The following is an 18,505-nucleotide window of genomic DNA, read 5'->3' on the forward strand; positions in this document are numbered from 1 at the left end:
GCGAACCCCCGGCGGCCAGGTCCCGCCCCTCCGCCATGGACACGGGGTAGGTGTACAGCCCCAGGATGGACAGACTGGAGGTGAACGCCAGCAGGCCCCGGCCCGGACGCGGCCGGGAGCCCGTGTGTCCGTCGTGGGAGTCAGCCCCGGCCGTTCCCCGCTGCCGCACTGAGCCGCTGGGTGTGCACGTCGAACACCGCGTCGCAGGCGTCGCGCACCGCGTCGTTGTGCGTGGCCACGACCACGGCGCAGCCCTCGCGCGCCATGCCTCGAAGCGTATCGATCACCATCCGCCCGTTGTCCTCGTCCAGGGCTCCGGTCGGTTCGTCGGCCAGCACGACCGACGGACGCTTGACCATCAGGCGCGCGAGCGCGACGCGCTGCTGCTCACCGCCCGACAGGCGGTGCACCACGGCCTTCTCGCGACCGGCGAGACCGACCCGTTCCAACGCCTCGGCGTGCGAGGCCCGGTCCCGCCCGACCACGTCGAGGTTGTCCCGGATCGTGCCGTTCTCGATGAGGGCGTAGTTCTGGAACAGGTAACCCAGGTGCGCGCGGCGGAAGCGGCGACGCCCCCCCGCGCCGAGCCGGGTGACGCTTCGGCCCCCGTGCATGACGTCTCCCGCGCTGGGTCGCTCCAGCAGGCCCAGGCAGTTGAGCAGGGTGGTCTTGCCTGACCCCGAGGGGCCGACGAGCGCGAGCAGCTCGCCGGTCTCGACAGTCAGGTCGACGTCCTTCCACAGGGTGCGGTCTCCGAAGGACTTGGCCAACCGGGCCGTGCTGATCATGGGAACTCCTTACGCCTGGGAGGCGCCTTCGAGGACGATGCGGCGGTGGAAGGACGCCAGCGCCGTGACGGTGATCGCGAGGGAGGCCACGGCGATCGCTGCGGCATAGTACGGTTCCGTGCCCGTGGTGGTCATCAGCCCCCGGGGAAGGGGGTTGCCCGGGTCGTTGGCCGCGGCCAGGGCAGACAGTGTGTCCCACACCGCCCACGCCACGAAGGCCAGCGCGATCAGCCCCTCGACCGCCAGCAGCCGGCGGTGCGTGGCGACGAACGACCATCCGCTGATGTGCCTGGCGAAGATTTCCTGTGCCCGGGTGCGCACATGGATGACGCACGCGGCCATGGCGGTCAGGACCAGCACGGCCGTCGCGCCGACGAGGTTGAACATCTCGGTGCGCAGCGTGGTCAGGGTGTTGGCGTGCGCCACCAGCGCACTGGTGGTGAGCGTCTCGACCATTGAGATGTAACGGGACGCCTGCGGGTTGCTGGCGCGGAACTCCTCCACGACGCCGGGGGCGGGGAAGATGGTCTCCCGCGCGGACATGTGAGTGACGTAGCTGGTGTCGGACAGGACCTGACCGTTGGGTAGGGCGATGAGCACCGGTTCGTACACCAGCGGCAGGAACAGCGGTCGCCCGCCGCCTTCCATGCCGTAGGTGAACAGTGTCTGGCCGTCGGCCGCGGGAAGGACCTCGACATCGAGGGCGCGTTCGGACTCGCTCGCCCCACTGAGCCAGTTCTCCGTCGACGCGACGATCTGCTCGGTGTGCTCCGCGGCCGAGTCCGGGATGATCACGCGGACCTCGTCGCCCGATCCGTACCGCTCGCCGGAGGGCGCGAGGACCTCCTGTTCGGCGAGATAGGTGTCGTTGACCAAGAGGATCCGCAGGTCGATCGCGGGGGGCGCCACGCCGGCGGGATCGGGCGGGACGAACTCCAACGGGCTCTGATGCGCTGCCAGGACCATGTCGCCGTCGGCGTCGACCCGCCGGAGCCAAGGGCCGAGCGCGTCGTCGACCGCGTCGGCATCCGCCCAGCCGTAGTTGGAGCTGAGCGCGGGGCGTGAGGTATCCGGATACTCCTCGTACAGCTCTAGGGCGGCGCTCTGCTCCCGGGCACTCTGGGCGGACAGGGCGATCGCGCTGACGATGACCAGGGACAGCGCCAGCACGGGCACGCGCACCAGGTAGATCGCGACCGTGGTGCTGCGCACCGGCAGGCGGCCCTTGAGCGCCGGGAGGATCCCGGTGGCGTGCACCAACCCGAGTGTCCCCGCGTGCACGAGCAGGCACGGCACGATCAGCAGCCCCAGGAACACCAGGGCCAACGGCGTGTAGAAGCCCAGTTGGTTCCAGCCGTTGTAGACGCCGAGGAACCCCAGGGTCGCCGCAGTCGCAATGGGGAGCGCGATCGCGCACAGTCGACCGACCCGGCCCAGGTCGGTCCGGAGAACACGCAGGTAGGAGTGGCCCTGGAGCCGCCGGACGGCGTACTCGCGAGAGCCGAGCAGGACCCCGGCGCCGACGGCGGTCACGGTCCCCAGGAGCGCGACAGCCACCAGGTTGAACAGTCGGCCCCCGGTGAAGTAGTGCCACAGCTGGGTGACCGTCGTGCCGGTTGCCTCACGCAGCCCGTGTTCGGCCAGCGCTTCCCGCAGGGCGGGTTCGGCCTGGGGCGCGCCGAGGACGAGGTAGTGGCCGTTGGGGCCAACGTCGCCGAACGCGTCGATGGGGTGGGTCTGGACCGTCATGGCGCGGCTGAACGAGGGGTACCCCGAGTCCAACCAGTCGGCGTAGCGCGAATCGGGGTCGGACACTGCCAGGTACATGTGCACCAGCGTCGACGGTTCCTCGACGTCGGGGATCACGTAGGCGATCGCCGCGCCGTGGTCGTCGGCGATCCGTTGGACGCTGGCCGCGACCTCGGCGTTGTCGTGCGTGCCGTCGTTCTCACTGATCCAGACCAGTTCCGAGTCCTCCAGGACGTAGATGGTCTGCTCCGCGGTGGTTGCGAGGAGGAAGGCGATGACGGCGGCGAAGGCCAGGCACGCGCTGTAGGCGAAGGAGAGGATGCGGTTGGGCACCTGCTGGTCCTGTCACGGGAGGGGCGGCCCGCCGGGGCAGGATGCTGGCGGGCCGCGTCGAGTTCGGTGGTCAGCAGCTCGTGCGCCAGTACGTCTGGTTGTTGCCGAGCGCCTTCGGCGCCGCAGCCCTGGACCATTCCCCCGCGGGTGCTGAGTCGCGGACCGTGTACGCACCCACGGCCGTAGATCCGTGACACACGGAGCCGTGATGGTAGTTCGACCACGTGACGCCGGCGCCGGCCACTCCTTGCGAGCCGTGTGACCAGGTGCCGCCGCCGACGTATTCGACGACGGCCGCAGCCACTCCAGCAGTGCCCACGGTGATACCAGAGGCGATGAGCGCAGCGATGGAGATACGTTTGAAAGCGTTCATGAATAAGCTCCTTAGGTTAGCATGAGGTCCGGTAGTAGGACTGGTTGTTCGTCCATGCTCTGGGTGCGCTCGCGCGTGATGTGCCGCCTGCTGGTGCCGAGTCCCTGACCACCGTTGTGCCCACTGCGGTGGACCCGTGGCAAACGGAACCGTGGTAATAATTCGAGTACACGCGGGTTTCGGTGATTCCGTGGTACCAAGTTCCACCGCCAACGTAATCGACATCGGCAGCTGCGATTCCTGCCGCACCCAGCGCGAGACCACTGGTCAATAGCACTGTCACGGTTGTGCGTCTGAAATTGATTTTCATGGGGATCCTTGCCGGAAAAAAGGGGGGTAAGGATGTGAGTCAAATTCTCGCTTGCTCACTGCGTGAAAATCTAACAGTTGCCAACCAGTCAGGGCAATTGACTGTAACGTGGAGAAATTCGGATCCGCCCGTGGAATGTGCCTTCCCACCTGGCGTTTCTCGTGCCCGTGGTACCCATGGCCGCATGTGGCCACTCGCGTGCCGTGCGTGATGTGCCGTCGGAAAGGGGTGGGTAAGGCTGGGTAAGGGTTCTCCCGGGCGATACGCGGAGCGGCGTGGCGCGGCCGTCGGATCGCCGGTCCGTGTCCAGTATGGTGACGTCCGCCTCACCCAGATCCACCGCGTGGCCGCCCACCGGCCCGAGTTCCCAGGCTGCGCGGTGTCAGCGTGTGCGGCTCCGGAACCCCGGCACGGGTTCCGGAGCGCTCGGAACCCTCGCCCCGAGCCCGGTCAGTACCCGCGCCAGGCGCCCCGCTGGTAGTCGATCACGCGGGGGTGCATCAGGGTGGACTCCTCCACCCCGGGGTCGCGTCGGTCCATCGGGAACACCAGGGACGCGGCGAGCAGGTCCTCGTCGAGGAAGCGCAGGGGCGGCGCGTCCCCGGGCAGGGTCGGAGTCGGCGCCGCCTCCTCCGTGGCCAGGTAGAACCCCCAGTTCCCGAACGAGGGCACGTCCACGTTGTACGGGGTCGAGGCCAAACCGGCCTCCTCCAGGGTGTGGCTCACGCTCCAGAACGCCTCCGGGGCGAAGAACGGGGAGCCCGCCTGGACGACGAGGCGCCCGTCCTCGGCCATGGCCTCGGCGACCAACGCGTAGAACTCCACCGAATACAGCTTCGAGGTGCCCACGTCGTCCCCGTCCGGAAGGTCGGCGACCACGGCGTCGAACTCCCGTCCGTTCTCCTGGAGCCAACGGAAGGCGTCGGTGTGCACGACCTCCACCCGCGGATCCTCGAACGAGTCCTCGTTGACCTCGCGGATCACCGGGTCGGTCGACGCCAGTTCCACGACCGCCGGATCGAGGTCGACCAAGGTCACCGAGGAGACGTCGTCGTAGGCCAGGATCTCCCGCAGGGCCAGGCCGTCGCCGCCGCCCAGGACGAGGACGTCCTCGCGGGGGCCGTCCATCACCGGGTGGATCAGCGACTCGTGGTAGCGGTACTCGTCCAGGGTGGAGAACTGGAGCGACCCGTTGAGGAACATCCGTACGTCCTCGCCGTCCACCGACCGGGTGAGCACGATCTCCTGGTACTCGGAGCGCTCGGCGTACACGATCGGGTCGCGGTACAGCGCCTGGCGCGCGTCGATCTCGAACTGGTCCGCGTAGGCGAAGGCCAGCCCGAGTACGCCCAGGACGACGACCAGCCCCGCGGTCAGCCCCGCGTAGGCGCGTCGGCCCAGCTGGGCGCGGAACAGCCACAGGACGACGGCCACACCCACCACGGCGTTGAGCGCGCCGACCATGACCGAGCCCTTGGGCAGCCCCAGGAGGGGGAGCAGCACGAACGGGAACGCGAGGCCGCCGATGAGGCCGCCGACGTAGTCCGCGGCGAACAGGTCGGCGACCGCGTCGGAGGCGTCCTGCCGACGGATGCGCTGGATCAGCGTCATCAGCAGGGGGATCTCCACTCCGATGAGCGCGCCGATGACGAACGCGAGCACCACCAGCGCGGGCTGGTAGGCGGAGAACCAGGCGAAGGCCCCGTACAACAGGAGCACCGACAACCCGCCGACCAGTGACAGCAGGCCCTCGACGACCGCGAAGGACAGCGCGGGGTTGCCCTGGAACCGTTTGGACAGCAGTGAGCCGACCCCCATGGCGAACACCATCACCGACAGCACCACGGAGGCCTGGGTGATGGTGTCGCCCAGCAGGTAACTGCCGATCGCCACCAGCGCGAGCTCGTACACCAGACCGCACGCGGCGCACACGAACACCGCCGTCAGTACGAGGAACCGCGCCACACGGGGCGGAACCGGGAGTCTGGAGGCCGGTCGGTCGGTGGTCTCGGTCAACGGAGCACGCCTAACTGTGGAGAGGGGCCGACCGTGGTCTCGGGCCGGCCGGTGCGGTGGTTCCCGTCCCTCAGGTGAGGGCCGCCGCGACCACCAGGGCGATGGCCACGTGCGCCGTGGCACTCACCCACGTGGCCGGGTGCGGCTCGGGGCTGCTGATCATCCGGGCGATCTTGACCGGGGTGATGAGGTCGATCAGGAGGAAGGACACCGCCATGACGGCCAGGCCGATCGCGCCGTAGACCGCGGTGGACAGGAGGCCTGCGGCCACACTCACCTCGGACTCGCTGCTGAGGATCGCGGAGAGCACGACGATGGCCGTCCCCAGCGTGTTGGCCGACACCAGGAGCACCGCGTTGGTGTTGCGGTCCTCCCAGATGAGCTTGTGCAGCTTGCCCGGGGTGAGGAGGTCGACCACCAGGTAGCCGACGATGAGGACGGCGATACCCACGCCGCCGTAGGCGAGGGCGGACAGGGAGTTGAAGAGAAGGTCGTTCATGGTCCTTGCCTGCGAGGTTGGGGGAAGGGGGTCGTGATGTCGTGGTGCATGCCGTGACGTGCCTGAATGCTACTTGCCGAAGCCGGAGCCGCCACCGCGGTAGCTGCTGCCGCCGCCGCTGTTGAAGATGAAGAGACCGCCTCCGCCGCCGGAGCTGTTGTAGCCGTTCTCGCAGTCGTCATCGTCGTAGGTCGGGTCCGAGACGTAGTCGTCGTCCGGGCAGTAGTTGGTCGAGCCGTTGTCACAGGACGCGATCAGCACCAGGATCACGATGACGGCAAGGACGATGAGGACCACCGTCAGCAGTGTCCTGTTCTTTCCTTCGTCGTCCATGAAGGGATCTCCTCACGGTGGGGGATGGTCGCGGACGGGCCCGGAATCCGGCTCGCCGCGTCGTTGGACATATGGAATCGATGGCGCCGGACCGCTCGGCGCGGCCGGACGCTCCCCGGGGGCAGGGGGACCCGGCGGCACCGGGAGGGGGCCGTCGGCCCGGTCGAGGTGGTCAGGACCAGGCGGGGCGGACACACGTGTCGGGGGGCGCTCGCCCCCCGACACCGCAGGGTACCGCCCCTACTTACCGGAGCCGCTGCCCCCGCCGCGGTGGTCGCCGCCGCTGCCGCTGCTGTTGGAGCCGCCTCCGCCACCGCCGAAAAAGAAGAAGAAACCGCCCCCTCCGCCGCTGCGGCCGCCGTCGCAGTCGTCGTCATCGTCCGTGGGTGTGGCGTTGGGACCGGACCCGTAGGCGCCGCCGGGGGCGTTCGTCGGGCTGGGGGTGCTACCGGCGCGACGGCAGTCGTCGTCCCCACCGCCTCCACAGGAGGTCAGCAACAGAGCGAGCAGGGCCGATCCGACGACCACGCCGAGTCTCGCGGTCGGGGTCCGGACGGTGGTGGGGGGCATGGTGGCTCCTCGGTCAGGGGGTGATGGTCGCCGTCGTCGAGACCAGTTCGCCGCTCTGGGGATAGGCGTGCCAGGTCCGCCAGCCGAGGGGGGCCTGAGGGTTCAGGTGCAGCGCGGTCACGGCGAGGGGGTCGCCGGGAAAGGTGACGTACAGGCCGCCGGGGGAATCGGCCACCTCGTCGCGGAGGCGGCCGATCCGGCGGGAGAGGTCGTCGTCCGCGAGCGTCTCGACGGTCGACGCGAAGCGGTAGTCGCCGAGCCCCCAGGAGGGCAGGACGGCGTCACCGGGCAGCCCGCCGGTGAAGCCCGGCAGGCAGGCGACCGTCTCGATGAGGGGGTCGGTCCCGTTCCCGGGCTCCCGCTCCACGACGACCTGGTGCGACGCGCCGAGGACCCGCAGTTGCACGCGCAGCCCCGGCCGCTCGACGGTGCGGGCGGCCAGGGGTTCGACCACGGGGTGGTTCAGGGTCCACACCAGGTCGTCGGCCCGGGTGTCGACGAAGGGCGTGCTGATGCTCGCGCGCACGTGCCGATCAGCTCCCGGGGTAGATCGTGAAGCTGCCGGGGAGGATCTTCTGGCCGGTGGCGGCCTCCCAACCGCCGTGGTCGAACCGCTCGAAGGACAGCAGTCGGCCGTCGGCGGACTCGTAGTCGGCGTAGTCCAGGCCGCCCTGGGCCCGCAGGCCGGTGGTGCCCTCGGAACGGTAGGAGCCGGTGCCCCTCTCCTCCAGCCGGTAGGTGACGCCCTCGAACTCCAGGGTCTTGGCGTGCGGGGTCAGCTCGGTGTCGGGGCGGCCGGTCCACAGGACCAGCTCCAGGTCGGGGTCCTCCTCCACGGAGAGCCAGCGCTTGCCGCCGTCGACCTCCAGGAAGTGCTCGGACCAGGTGAAACCGCCCTCGGACAGGCGCAGGGAGCCGCGGATCCAGGTGCGCTCGTGCCCGAAGTCGAGCATGTCGCCCGCCTTGAGTGTTCGGGGGTCGCCGGTGGTGTCGCCCTCGTTGGCGAACGGGTCCCGGGGCGTGGGCTGCGGGGACTTCATCGTCGATTCCTTCTTGCGTGAGCGGTTCGACGTGATCACGACAGCGATCAGGATGCCGATGATCACGAGGAGCAGCAGTAGGAGTGCGGTGGTCACGGTTCCTCGCTTGGCTGTGGGGCGGAGCTGGTGCCAACGGCGCCCGCGGGCGTCCTTCCTCTGACGCGTCCGACGGCCGCACGGTTTCGTCCTGGCCGAAAACGGCCAGGCAAGGAGGCCGTCCGGCGGAAAACCGCGCGGACGGCCTCGGGACGTGGGCGCAGACTACCCGGGGCGGTGGGGGTCGCCGGTCTCGACCGGCAGACCGTCGTCGGCGCCCCAGCGGCTCCACGAACCGGGGTAGAGCCGCGTGCGCGTGTACCCGGCGTGCTCCAGCGCCAGGAGGTCGTGGCAGGCGGTCACGCCGGAGCCGCAGTAGGCGGTCACGGTGGCGGCGGAGTCCGCCCCGAGCCCGGCGAAGCGTTCGCGCAGGGCCCCGGGAGCGGCCAGGAAGCCGTCGTCGTCCAGGTTGGCGGGCCACTCGGCGCTCCGCGCGCCGGGGACGTGGCCGGGACGGGCGTCGACGGGGGCGGGCGCCTCGCCGGTGTAGCGGCCGTACACGCGGGCGTCCAGGATCAGGTGCGCGGGGTCGTCGGTCTGGGCGAGGAGCGTGGGCGTGTGCACCACGCGGTCGGCGGGCCAGGCGCGCGCGGTGCGGCGGGCGGGTTCGGGAGTCACGTGACCCGTCTCCAGGTCGCCCTTCCAGGTCGGCAGACCGCCGTCGAGGAAGGCGGCGGGCGTGCCGAGCACGCGCAGCATCCACACGAGGCGGGCGGCGACGGAACCGTTCGCGTCGTCGTAGACCACGACGGCGTCGTCGTCGCCGACGCCCAGACGGCCGAGCGCGGCGGCGAAGTCGGTCGGGGAGGGCAGCGGATGGCGCCCGCCCTCGGGGCTGGCCGGAGCGGCCAGGTCGGTGTCGACGTCGGTGAACACGGCGCCGGGCAGGTGGCCGGAGAGGTAGGCCTCGTGCCCGGAGCGGCCGTCGAGGTACCAGCGGGAGTCGACGACGACCACGTCGTCGCGGTGGTCGCTGAGCCAGTCGGCGGACACGGCCACGGGGAGGGTCAAGGGTTCGGACATGGCCGCCAGCCTAGATCGTGGCGGGTCGCCACACACGGGCGCCTCGCGGGAATCCCGACCGGGTCAGCGGCGGTCCATGCGGTGCACGCGCAGGATCCACCACAGGCCCAGGACGGGCAGGACCAGGGGGACGAACCCGTAGCCGGAGCCGAACCGCGACCACACGGTGTCGTCGGGCAGCAGACCCGGGACGAACACGCTGAGCGCGCCGACGAAGAGCACACCGGCCAGCTCGACGCCGCACGAGACCAGCGCGACCGTGCGGGAGGTGCGGTCGGCCCGGGCCAGGCAGACGGCGGCGACCAGGTAGACCGCCCCGGCGGCTACCGACAGGCCGTACGCCAGCGGGGCCTCGTCGAACCTCGTGGCCAGTTGGTAGGAACCGCGCGCGGTGGCGGCCAGGGCGAACACGGAGTACACCGCGACCAGGAGCCGCCCGGGTCCGGTGCGCAGGGTTCTGTCGGAGGACGCGGCGGTGTCAGACAACGGGGGTCCAGAGCTGTTCGAGGCGGACCAGGAGCACCGGGAGCACCAGGCAGGCGAAGGCGATGACGGCCGGGCCCCACTTGCTGCGCTCCATGAAGCCCCACACGGCGCACGCGGGCGGCAGGAGCACCACGGTGGCCAGGTAGGACACGAACATCGCCGTCTCGGCGGGGCGCTCACCGCCGACCATCGCCACGGCCGAGACGACGGCCTGACCGATCACCAGGAGCCACAGGGCGCCCATACCGACCAGGTGCGGGACCATCATGGGTCGGTCGCGGAAGGTCGAGACGAGGCACCAGCCGGCCATCGCCAGCGACGCCATCTGAATCGTCATGGTCAGCCAGTCGACCACGGCGCCTCCGCTCACGCTCGCTTCCTGGCGTCCGCCCATGTCAGCGGACCGCCGTCAACGACACAGCGTAGTACTCGCCCGCGACCGCATCGGACCGGCCCCCGGAACCGACGGAGGGCCGCCGAGGCGGCGGGTGCGGGCCCGGGGAGCCGGGTGGTGACGCTCTGACGCCGTGTTGGATATCGTCCTTGTCGGCACCATTCTCCCCAGGGTGCGCGGCCCAGCGCGGCACACCCGCTCCGCCGCCTGTTCACGCCCCAAGCCCCCACACCGGAGCGCTCCCATGTCCTATCCCGAGTACCCGCCCAACCCCCAGTACGACCCCCCGTCCGGCCGACCGGCCAAGCGGGGCATGTCCATCGGAGGCAGGATCGCCCTCAGCTCCGGCTTCATTCTCGCGTTCGTCATCATCGTGGTGCTCCTCATCGCGATCGTGAACGCCGTCACCGGTGACGGCGCAGACACCACGGCCTCCACCACCCAGCAGCCCACCCAGGAACAAGGCCAGGACACGGTGGAGACCGACACCGAGGGCTCCGCGGAACCGGGCACGGGAGAGACGGAGGGCACGGAGGAGGGTGACGGCGACGTCGTCATGACGGCCACGAACGCGGGCACCGCGGGCGACCTCCTGGACGACACCGTCTACACGGTGGTGGACGTCGAGATCGTCAACAACTCCGACGAGTCGATCGACGTCAACCCCGTCTACTTCACCCTGGTCCTGGACGACGGCCTGACCGTGAGCGCGATGGACAACTACACCGCCGACATCGACTCCTTCGGCATGGTGACGGTGCGGCCCGGAAACAGGGCCTCGGGGCAGCTCGCCGCGGAGGGCGAGGTCACCATCGCCCAGGTGGAGTTCAGCGAGTTGTACGGGATGGGAGGGGAATCGATCATCGCCGACGTCGAGTGACCCCGTGCGCCGGGCTCCGGCCGGGGAGGGGCCACGGTGTGGCGGAGGCGGCGCACCGGGTCCCCCGTGCGGCACGATGGGGACGATCCGACCCTCCTCGGGGAACCGTGCCCGGAGGGTGATCCACACCAGGAGGTGACCCCCGTGCGGTCCGCACACCCCGTCAGCGCCGTCCGCGAGGCCGAGCGCGCACTCATGGCCCGCCTTCCCGAGGGTGCGCTCATGCGCCGCGCCGCGGCCGGACTCGCCGCGGAGTGCGCCCGGATGCTGCCCCGCGTGTACGGGGCGCGTGTGGTGCTGCTGGTCGGCACCGGGGACAACGGGGGCGACGCGCTCTACGCGGGCGCGGCCCTGGCAGCGCGCGGAGCGGCCGTGCGCGCTCTGCTCGCCGGGCCGCGCGCCCACGAGGGCGGACTGGCGGCCCTGCGTGCGGCGGGCGGCAGGGTGCGCGGCTTCGAGAGCGAACCGGGTGACGGGGAGGAACTGTTCGACGCCGACCTCGTCGTCGACGGGCTGTTGGGGATCGGCGGACGCGGCGGGCTGCGCGAACCGTACGTGACGCTGGCCGTGCTCGCCGAGAACGCCCCCGCCCCCGTCGTCGCCGTCGACCTGCCCAGCGGGGTGGACGCCGACACCGGAGAGGTGCCCGGCCACGCGGTGCGCGCCGACGTCACCGTCACCTTCGGCACCCTCAAACCGGGGCTGTGCGTCGACCCGGGCGCCGACCGGGCCGGGCGGGTACACCTGGTCGACATCGGCCTCGTTCCCGAACTGGGCGGACCCGAGCTGGTCCAACCGGGACTCGGGGACGTCGCCGCTCTCCTGCCGAGGCCGGGAGCGGAGTCCGACAAGTACCGCCGGGGGCTGCTCGCCGTTCGCGCGGGCTCCGAGCACTACCGGGGCGCCGCCGTCCTGACCGTGGGCGGGGCTCTGCGCACGGGGGTGGGGATGGTGCGGTACGGGGGCGCGAGCGCTGCTGTCGCCCAGGTGCTCGGGCATTGGCCGGAGGCGGTCGCCGTCGACCTCGACCCCCGGTCCAGCACCCGCCTCGACCCCGGGCGCGCCGCCGCCGTCGTCATCGGCCCCGGCCGGGGCACGCACCCGGCCAACGCCGACGAGCTGCACGCGGTCCTGGAGAGCGACTGCCCCCTGCTGATCGACGCCGACGCGCTGACCCTGCTCAGCGGCGACGGCGGGACGCCGCTGGCGCGGACTCTGCGCGAGCGCTCCGCCCACACGATCCTGACCCCGCACGCCGGTGAGCTCGCCCGCCTCCTGCCCGGCAGCGAGCGGGCCGACATCGAGGCGCGCCGCCTGGAGCACGTACGGCGGGCCGCCGAGGAGTACGACTGCACGGTCCTGCTCAAGGGGTCGACCACCCTCGTCGCACAGCCCGGCCTCCCCGTGCTGGCCAACCCGACGGGGACCCCCCTGTTGGCCACGGCCGGTTCCGGCGACGTGCTGGCCGGGGCGATCGGTGCGCTGCTGGCCGGCGGGCTGCCCGCCTACGAGGCCGCGATGTGCGGTGCGTACCTGCACGGGCGCGCGGCCGTCCTGGCCCGGGGCGGGGCGCCGGTCAGCGCCTCGGACCTGCTGGACGGCCTGCCGCTCGCCACCGCGGAGGCGAGGCGGGGCGCCTGACACGGCGCGCCGGTCGCGGGCCCGGCGGACCGGTTCGAGCCCGGGGAGGGTCAGCCCCTCCGGGCCGTGTCGAGACCGCGCCGCACGATGTCGGTGATGAAGTAGTCGCCGGGGTCGCGCTCGTCGCGCAGCACGTGGACGGTGGAGTCGTCCACCCACAGGAACTCGGTGTGCTTGCCGGGCTCCAGCCGTGGCGCGGACAGGTCGCCCTCCACCCGGACCAGGTAGTCGATCTCGCGGCGGGTGACGCCGTCGCCGGGGTCCCAGTCGAGGGAGAACAGTTCGGCGAGCACCCCGGTCAGGCGCCAGCCGGTCTCCTCCTCGACCTCGCGGGCCAGCCCTTCCAGCATGGTCTCGCCCGGTTCGACGTGGCCGCCGACGATGTCCCAGCAGTGCGGGAACACCTTGCGGGTGGGGGAGCGGCGCTGGGCGAAGACCCGGCCCGAGGGGTCGGCGATCACCGCGCCCGCGACCCAGGTCCGTCCGTCGGACGTGTCCGGGAACTCGATCCCCGGCGCCACCTCGATATCGTTCACGCGTCCTCCTCGGTGACCTCGCCGTCGACCGGCAAGCCTACGTCGCCGCTGCGCGCGCCGCGCCGGGGCAGCCGGAGCGTGAGCAGCTTGGCGCGCGGGGCCAGCTGGGCGGCCAGGTCGAACACCGCCTCCGTGCGGGAGTGGTCCTCGTCCAGGACCGAGAACAGGTTCACCCCGAGGTAGAAGGTGATCGCCCCGTAGGCCACCTCCCGGGCGGGCACCAGCCTGGCCAGCGGCGACCCCCCGAGCACCCGCTCCCACTCCTGCTCGATGAAGGCGATCCAGGGCTCGGCGCGTTCCTTGATCTCCCCGCGCAGCTCCGGTTTGGTGACGGCGGCCGCCACCAGCTCGGAGAACTCGGTGATGTAGCCGCGTTCCAGGTCGGTGCGGTAGATCCGGGTCGCCGCCGCCACGAGTTCCTCCAGGGTGCGCGCGGGGGCGGTCAGTTCCCGGTACATGGCCAACCGCTCGGCGCTCGACCGGTCCAGCGCGGCGAGCAGCAGTTGGTCGACCCCGCCGAAGTGGTAGAAGACCAACGCCGAGTTGGCCTCCGCACGCGCCGCGATCGCCCGCGCCGACGCCCCCGCGTACCCCTCCTCGCGCAGGACCGCACCGGCCGCGACCAGGAGTCGCTCCTTGGTCTCCTCGCTCGTCCTGCGTCCACCGCCGCCCTTGGCCATGACCCTCCTTGCGATTCGCGATGGATTCATCATACGGTTTAATCGAGTGATTAAAACGAGTGGTTTAACCATATGGCCGAATCAAGGGAGAGCGAGCCTTCCGTGCCCGAGGAACCCCACCGCCCCCCGTCCCCCGCACGCGCCCGGTTGGCGCTGCTCCTCCTGGCGCTCTTCGCCCTGCTGCTCCTCCTGCGGGTCAGTCACTGGGGGCGCCTGGACCAGACCGCGCTGTTCTACGTCGGCCTTCCCGCCGTCATCGCCCTGCTGGTCGTGTGCACCGCCCGGCCGCGCACAGCCGTCGGCGTCGCGATGGCGGTCACCACCGTCCTCCTGGCACTGTCCGGTCCGCTGCTCGGCGAGGGCCTGGTGTGCCTGGTCATCGCCGCGCCGCTGATCTACGGAGTCGCCGCGCTCGTCGCCTGGGTGTGCGTGGCGATCCGACGGGACGGCCCCGCGGCCCGACACGCCCTGTTCGCCGTACCGCTGCTCTTCGGCCTGACGCTGGAGGGCGTGGGCGGGGTCGGCCTCCTGCCCGCCGACGACCGGGGCGAGGGGGAGGTTTTGGTCGCCGCGGCCCCCGACGCGGTCGCCGCGGCCCTCGCCGCACCGCCCGACTACGGCTCCCCGGACGCCCTCCTCCTACGCGCGGTCCCCTTCCCCGAGCCGGTCGGGGCGGAGGGTGCGGGGTTGGCGGTCGGCGACACCAGGACCGTCACCTTCACCCGGGCGCGGTCGCTGGGGATCGGCGCCGAGTGGGTCGACCAGCACATGGAGCTGGTGGTCGTCGAGAGCGACGTGCGGTCCGACGGCGGACGCGTCGTCTTCGAGGTGACCGAGGACACCGCGTTCGCCCGGTGGATGGACATGCGCCGGGCCGAGGCCGTGTGGACGGCGGAGGGCGACGGGACCCGGCTGTCCTGGGCGATCGACTTCGAACGCACCTACGAGCCCTCGTGGTACTTCGGGCCGCTCCAGTCCTACGCGACCGACCTGGCCGCCACCTACCTCGCCGACACCTTCGCGGCCTCCGCGACGGAGGGAGGCCGATGAGCCCAGAACTCCACGCCGGGCTCGTCCGGGGCCTCGGCCTGTTCGTCCCCCTGCTGCTGTTCACCGGGCTGTGCCTGTGGCGCGCCCCCCGCCGGCGCGAGACCGCCGCGGTGATCGTGGCCAGCGCCTGGTCCCTGCTCACCCTCGTCCCGCTCAACCTGTACGCCCCGCACACGGGCTGGTGGACCTTCCACACCGACGGGGCCGAGTGGCGCGGCATCCCCCTCGACCTCCTGCTCGCCTGGGTGGTGCTGTGGGGCGCGCTCCCCGCGCTGCTGCTGCGCCTCCTGCCGGTCCCGCTCCTGGCCGGCCTGCTGGTCTGGATCGACGTGATCCTCATGCCGTTGGCCGACCCGGTCATCGACCTGGGCACCTTCTGGCTGGCCGGGGAGCTGACCGGCGCCACCGTGACCCTCATCCCGGCGCTCCTGCTCGCCTACTGGACCCGGAACGGCCAGCTCGTCCACGCCCGCGTGTGGACCCAGGCCACCCTGGCGGGCGGGCTCATGGTGGCTCTGCCGATCCTCGTGCTGGGGCCGGAGGTCCCGTCCGGCCCGGAGGCCCTCGCGGGCGCCCAACTCCTCCTCCTGGCGGGGCTGCCCGGCCTCGCCGCCGCGCGGGAGTTCGCCCGGGTGGGCGGAGGGACCCCGCTCCCGTACGACCCCCCGGAACGTCTGGTCACCAGCGGCCCCTACGCCTTCGTGCGCAACCCCATGCAGACGTCGCTGGTCGTCGTCCACCTCCTCCTCGCCGTCCTGCTGCGCGAACCCCTCGTCCTGCTCCTGGCGGTGTCGGCGGCGGTCTACTCCGTCGGTGTGGCCGCCTGGCACGAGGGCGCCCAGCTGCGCGAGCGCTTCGGAGCGGACTGGACCGCCTACCGGTCACGGGTGCGGCCCTGGCTGCCCCGGTGGCGGCCATGGCCGGGCAGGACCAGGGGCGTGCTCCACGTCGACGCGAACTGCGCGCTGTGCCTGACCCTCGCCCGCTGGTTCACCGTCCGGTCACCGATCGCCCTCGACATCCGCCCCGCCGCCGAGCACCCCGACGTGCTGTACCGCCTCACCTATGAGACCCCGGACGGGTTGCGCTGGAGCGGGGTCTCCGCGTTGGCCAGGGCGTTGGAGCACCTCAACCTCGGCTGGGCGCTCACCGGGTGGGCGATCGACCTTCCCGGGGTGCGGCACCTCGTCCAACTGTGCGGCGACGCCTTCGGGGCCGGACCGCACCCGGCCCGCGCCCCGCGTGCCGATCGGGGCGGATCCGAACTGCCCGCCCCGGCCTGAGCCGTTCGGAACGGCGCGCTGAGCGGGCCGGGCCGGTGCACGGGGCGTCGCGTAGCGGTCCCCGAGGGTGAGAGGCCGCGTGACGCGCCCCACGCACCGCGCCGTTATGCTCGGTCCGGGCCGCCCCGCCTCCACGGCGCGGGAGGTCCGGACCGCCCCCTGGTACGGCACGAGGACACCCATGGAAGAACAGGCCATGCTCGCGCGCGACCTCGTTCTGCGCGTCTGTGCCGGAGCCACCGAGCTCGATCCCCACTGGATCAGGGCCGGAGGCAAGGTGACGACCCCGTTCGTGGTGCCCCGCGACCGCAACCTCATCCGCGCGATCGTCTCCGCGGGCCGCGCCATGGGGGTGTCCCGGCTCCTGGTCTGCCGCACCCGGGCCGAGTTCTCCTACGACGCCGTCACCGAGGTCCCCCTCGACACCGACACCCTCATCGACCTCATCCGCGGTTGGGGACCCCACCCCACCGACTTCCTCGTCTGTGTCGAGGACTTCTCCGCCGCCGTCCTGGTCGCGGCCGACGAACTCACCGTCGCCGCGGGCCCCGCCGACTTCGTCCGCGAACTCGTGGGCGCCGACATCCCCCAGGCCCGCACCGCCTTCGCCGCCCGAGCCAGAGCCGACGGCGGTGTCCAGCTCACCCGCGCCGCCCAGCTCTACGGCTGCGTCGCCCCCGGCGCCAGGCACACCAAGGCTCCCCGCGTGCCCGGGCCCGACCTGGCCGAACGCGTCGCACGCGGGTTCGCGAGGGCCCGAGAGCGCTCACCGCGCACCGTCCGCGCCCTGCGCGCCCTGCGGGGCGCCTGGGGGTGGGCCGTGCTCGTCGTGCTGCTCGCCGCGCCCCTGGCCGTCCCCGGACTGGACGCCGCGATCCCGACCCTGGTCGCCGCCTTCCTCCTGCTCTTCCAGCTGTCCTGGCTCGCCCGCTCCCGCACGGTCTCCTTCGCCGACCTGCTGCGGATGGCCGCCGTCGGCGCGGCCCTGCTCTGGCCGATCGCCGCCGCCGAGGCCGCCCTCCTCCGGCTCCTGGGGGCCGAGCCCTACGGCGTGGTCGGCTACGCCTACGTCGCGGTGCCCGTCGAGGAGCTCGGCAAGCTCGTCCCGCTGCTGCTGTTCGCGTTGGTCGCGCGGCGCCGCGCCCGCCGCCTGGCCGCGGTCGACCTCCTGCTGCTGGCCGCCGCCTCCGGAGCGGGTTTCCAACTGGCCGAACGCCTGCTCACCGAGGTCGCCCTCGGCGCCGCCGACGTCTCCGCCGACGACGGGGTCCTGCTGCCCGGAAGCACCACGGTCACCGCGCCGGACGGGACCGTCCTCGCGGTCTTCGCCGGGCACGCCGTGACCACTGGTCTGGTCGGGGCCGTCCTCGGACTGGCGGTCGTCGGGCGCCGGTACGGCGGGTGGCTCTGGCTGCTGCCTCCCGTGGCACTGGCGGTCGCCCTCCTGGACCACCTCAACCTCAACGCGGTGCTCGCCGGGGCCGCTTTGCACCCGGCCACGGACGTCGTCCACGGCCTGCTCGGCGGCGGGGTCCTCACCCCGTGGCTGCTCCTCCTCGCGCTGGCGTGCGCCGTCGCCATGGACTACCGGATGATCGGCACCGCGGCCGAGAGCACCCCCGCCCTGCCCGGCCAGCCGCCCCTGCCCCGGCTGCGGCGCCGGGCGTGGGGGAGGTCGATCGCGATGCGGGTCCGGGTCCCGGCCGACATCGCGCCGCTGTTCCGGCGCATCGCGCTCTCGTGGGTGGACCTGCCGGTCACCCTCGCCACGACGGTGTCGTCGATCGCGCACGAACTGGCCGTGTCCGCCACCGCCGCCCGGCGCGGGCCGACGGCGCTGTGCGACACCTGGCGGTTCCTGCGGTGGCGCCGCGCGAACGCGATGGGGGAGGCCAGATCCGAGGGGCGGGCCTGGCGTCGGTACCCCGACCAGGAGGAGCTGACGCGAGGTGTCCGGGAACTGGCCGCCCGGCTCGGGTTGTCCGCGACCGGCGGTGTGACCGGTGCCCGCGCGGCGGGCGCGCTGTTCGCGGCGTCGCCCGTGGTGGCGGGGGTGTCGCTGTTCTCCGGGACCCCGGAGGCGGGGGACGGGACCGACGGGGCGGCGTACGCGCTGCTGGCGCTGGACCGGGCGCAGACGTGGCTGGGCGGTCTCGACGCGGGCGGGACCGTGTGGGCGGCGCTGTCGCTGGTCGCGGTGGTGACGCTGCTGGTGTCGGGCAACGGGGTGCCCTACGTTCACCCGAGGATGGGCGCGTTCCTGCGCGCGCCCGGCGCCAACACGGGGGTCGTGCTGGGGATGCTGGCACCAGGGCAGGTGGGGTACGCCCTGGTCGGCCTGGCCGGGATGGCGCTGCCGAGGCGGGTGGACCGGCTGCTGGTGCGGTGACGCGCGGCGACGCCGACTTCGAGCGTGCGGTCCCGT

At 72.1% G+C, this 18,505-nt stretch carries 20 protein-coding genes; 5 read left to right on the plus strand and 15 right to left on the minus strand.

Translation table 11 applies throughout. From position 1 onward, the window contains the following. Positions 1-140 precede the first annotated feature (140 nt). The 13 genes from KIK06_RS27255 to KIK06_RS27315 form a co-directional block, all read right to left on the minus strand. Positions 141-788 (minus strand): ABC transporter ATP-binding protein, encoded by a 648-nt coding sequence (locus tag KIK06_RS27255; protein WP_268645616.1) that lies wholly within the window; start codon positions 786-788, stop codon positions 141-143. 9 nt (positions 789-797) lie between these two features. Continuing rightward, positions 798-2,870: a bacteriocin-associated integral membrane family protein gene (locus KIK06_RS27260; RefSeq protein ID WP_268645617.1), complete on the minus strand. Its 2,073-nt coding sequence runs from the start codon at positions 2,868-2,870 to the stop codon at positions 798-800. A gap of 70 nt (positions 2,871-2,940) precedes the next feature. After that, positions 2,941-3,243 carry a lactococcin 972 family bacteriocin gene (locus tag KIK06_RS27265; RefSeq protein WP_083924182.1) on the minus strand — a complete coding sequence of 101 codons (303 nt, stop codon included), beginning with the start codon at positions 3,241-3,243 and terminating at the stop codon, positions 2,941-2,943. Between the two features lie 16 nt (positions 3,244-3,259). Beyond that, positions 3,260-3,553, minus strand: a complete 294-nt coding sequence (locus KIK06_RS27270) for a lactococcin 972 family bacteriocin (protein ID WP_083924183.1) — start codon at positions 3,551-3,553, stop codon at positions 3,260-3,262. A gap of 450 nt (positions 3,554-4,003) precedes the next feature. After that, a complete protein-coding gene (locus KIK06_RS27275; RefSeq protein WP_268645618.1) occupies positions 4,004-5,569 on the minus strand; it encodes a polyamine aminopropyltransferase in 1,566 nt (521 codons plus the stop codon). 70 nt (positions 5,570-5,639) lie between these two features. Further along, a complete protein-coding gene (locus KIK06_RS27280) occupies positions 5,640-6,068 on the minus strand; it encodes a DUF350 domain-containing protein (RefSeq protein ID WP_017598614.1) in 429 nt (142 codons plus the stop codon). Between the two features lie 69 nt (positions 6,069-6,137). Then, positions 6,138-6,401, minus strand: a complete 264-nt coding sequence (locus KIK06_RS27285; protein WP_268645619.1) for a hypothetical protein — start codon at positions 6,399-6,401, stop codon at positions 6,138-6,140. A 240-nt stretch (positions 6,402-6,641) separates the two neighbouring features. Then, positions 6,642-6,971 carry a hypothetical protein gene (locus KIK06_RS27290; protein WP_268645620.1) on the minus strand — a complete coding sequence of 110 codons (330 nt, stop codon included), beginning with the start codon at positions 6,969-6,971 and terminating at the stop codon, positions 6,642-6,644. A 13-nt stretch (positions 6,972-6,984) separates the two neighbouring features. Beyond that, a complete protein-coding gene (locus KIK06_RS27295) occupies positions 6,985-7,497 on the minus strand; it encodes a DUF2617 family protein (RefSeq protein WP_268645621.1) in 513 nt (170 codons plus the stop codon). 7 nt (positions 7,498-7,504) lie between these two features. Beyond that, the gene (locus KIK06_RS27300; protein WP_394296853.1) at positions 7,505-8,050 is read right to left on the minus strand and encodes a DUF4178 domain-containing protein; all 546 of its coding nucleotides are present in this window, start codon (positions 8,048-8,050) and stop codon (positions 7,505-7,507) included. 222 nt (positions 8,051-8,272) lie between these two features. Next, a complete protein-coding gene (locus tag KIK06_RS27305; protein WP_268645622.1) occupies positions 8,273-9,130 on the minus strand; it encodes a sulfurtransferase in 858 nt (285 codons plus the stop codon). 63 nt (positions 9,131-9,193) lie between these two features. Further along, positions 9,194-9,616 (minus strand): hypothetical protein, encoded by a 423-nt coding sequence (locus KIK06_RS27310; RefSeq protein WP_017598620.1) that lies wholly within the window; start codon positions 9,614-9,616, stop codon positions 9,194-9,196. After that, the gene (locus KIK06_RS27315; protein ID WP_268646211.1) at positions 9,609-9,971 is read right to left on the minus strand and encodes a hypothetical protein; all 363 of its coding nucleotides are present in this window, start codon (positions 9,969-9,971) and stop codon (positions 9,609-9,611) included. The genes KIK06_RS27310 and KIK06_RS27315 overlap by 8 nt, the downstream gene beginning before the upstream one ends. A gap of 283 nt (positions 9,972-10,254) precedes the next feature. Here KIK06_RS27315 and KIK06_RS27320 point away from each other — a divergent pair, with 283 nt between their 5' ends. Together KIK06_RS27320 and KIK06_RS27325 are read left to right on the plus strand one after the other, a co-directional pair. Further along, positions 10,255-10,890, plus strand: coding sequence for a DUF4352 domain-containing protein (locus KIK06_RS27320; protein ID WP_268645623.1), 636 nt, complete (start codon positions 10,255-10,257; stop codon positions 10,888-10,890). A gap of 144 nt (positions 10,891-11,034) precedes the next feature. After that, positions 11,035-12,531 carry an NAD(P)H-hydrate dehydratase gene (locus KIK06_RS27325; protein WP_268645624.1) on the plus strand — a complete coding sequence of 499 codons (1,497 nt, stop codon included), beginning with the start codon at positions 11,035-11,037 and terminating at the stop codon, positions 12,529-12,531. 50 nt (positions 12,532-12,581) lie between these two features. Here KIK06_RS27325 and KIK06_RS27330 read toward each other — a convergent pair whose 3' ends face one another. After that, entirely contained in the window at positions 12,582-13,067 is a 486-nt protein-coding gene (locus KIK06_RS27330) for an NUDIX hydrolase (RefSeq protein WP_017598624.1), read from the minus strand. Beyond that, positions 13,064-13,747, minus strand: coding sequence for a TetR/AcrR family transcriptional regulator (locus tag KIK06_RS27335; RefSeq protein WP_268645625.1), 684 nt, complete (start codon positions 13,745-13,747; stop codon positions 13,064-13,066). Before KIK06_RS27335 ends, KIK06_RS27330 begins: the two co-directional genes overlap by 4 nt. A 72-nt stretch (positions 13,748-13,819) precedes the next feature. Between KIK06_RS27335 and KIK06_RS27340 the strand changes: the two genes are divergently transcribed. The 3 genes from KIK06_RS27340 (at position 13,820) to KIK06_RS27350 (ending at position 18,469) form a co-directional block, all read left to right on the plus strand. Then, entirely contained in the window at positions 13,820-14,797 is a 978-nt protein-coding gene (locus tag KIK06_RS27340) for a hypothetical protein (RefSeq protein WP_442789805.1), read from the plus strand. After that, positions 14,794-16,080, plus strand: coding sequence for a methyltransferase family protein (locus tag KIK06_RS27345; RefSeq protein ID WP_268645627.1), 1,287 nt, complete (start codon positions 14,794-14,796; stop codon positions 16,078-16,080). The genes KIK06_RS27340 and KIK06_RS27345 overlap by 4 nt, the downstream gene beginning before the upstream one ends. A gap of 181 nt (positions 16,081-16,261) precedes the next feature. After that, positions 16,262-18,469, plus strand: a complete 2,208-nt coding sequence (locus KIK06_RS27350) for a PrsW family glutamic-type intramembrane protease (protein ID WP_268645628.1) — start codon at positions 16,262-16,264, stop codon at positions 18,467-18,469. Positions 18,470-18,505 lie beyond the last annotated feature (36 nt).

This window comes from Nocardiopsis sp. EMB25 (genome assembly GCF_026797795.1).
Lineage (GTDB): Bacteria > Actinomycetota > Actinomycetes > Streptosporangiales > Streptosporangiaceae > Nocardiopsis > Nocardiopsis lucentensis.